We start from the raw sequence: 1003 nt of genomic DNA, 5'->3' as shown, positions 1-1003 counted from the left end.
TCGTTCAGCGTCGTCGAGCCGAGGCCGTTGAGCTGCGTCGCGCTCAGACCCTTCAGCTGCGTCGTGCTGAGGCTCTGCACTTCCGTCGAAGACAGGTTGTTGAGCGCTGCCGTGGTGAGGCCCGCAAGCTGCGTCGAGGTGATGCCGGCGACCTGCGTCGTCGTCAGGGTCTGCAGGTTGTTGGAGCTGAGACCACCCAAGGCCGTCGCCGTGAGGCTGCCGACCTGCGTCGAGGTCAGAGCCTGCAAGTTGTCGGTGCCGAGGTTGCCCAGTGTCGTTGCGGTGAGGCTGCCGACCTGCGTCGAGGTGAGGGACGCCACCTGAACCGTGGTCAGCTCGCTCAGCGTCGTCGAGGACAGGCCGTTCAGCTGGATGGCCGTCAGCCCCTTCAGCTGCGCCGAGCTGAGGCTCGTCAGATCCGTCGAGGACAGCGCGTTCAGCGTCGTCGACGTCAGGCCGGCGATCTGCGTCGAGGTGATGCCGGCGACCTGCGTCGTCGTCAGCGCCTGCAGGGTGTCAGAGCTCAGGCCGCTCAGTGCCGTCGCGGTGATGCTGCCGACCTGGGTCGAGGTCAGAGCCTGCAGGTTGTCGGTGCCGAGCTTGCCAAGCGCCGCCGCGTTTAGACCGGCGACCTGCGTCGAGGTCAGGGTCGAAACCTGGCTGGTGGTCAGCGCGGTCAGCGTCGCCGAGGCGAGGCCGTTGAGCTGCGTGGCGGAGAGACCCTTCAGCTGCGCCGAGCCGAGGCTCTGCACTTCCGTCGAGGAGAGGTTGTTGAGCGCGGTCGTGGTCAGGCCTGCGAGCTGCGTCGAGGAGATGCCGGCGACCTGGGTCGTCGTCAAAGCCTGCAGGTTGTCGGATGACAAACCACCCAGCGCCGTCGCGGTCAGGCTTTTGACCTGCGTCGAGCTCAGAGCCTGCAGATTGGTGGTGCCGAGATTGCCCAAGGTCGTCGCCGTGAGGGTGCCGACCTGCGCCGAGGTCAGGCCCGAGACCTGGTCCGTGG

1 pseudogene is annotated in these 1003 nt (G+C 67.1%); it reads right to left on the bottom strand.

Annotation, left to right across the window (positions count from 1 at the left end):
* Positions 1-1003: pseudogene (locus GSQ79_RS26185) on the bottom strand (hypothetical protein); the annotation flags it as partial.

Source organism: Beijerinckia sp. L45, from assembly GCF_009765775.1.
GTDB lineage: Bacteria > Pseudomonadota > Alphaproteobacteria > Rhizobiales > Beijerinckiaceae > RH-AL1.
The sequence above is the reverse complement of the archived record's forward strand: the minus strand, read 5'-3'. Positions and strand labels throughout refer to the sequence as shown.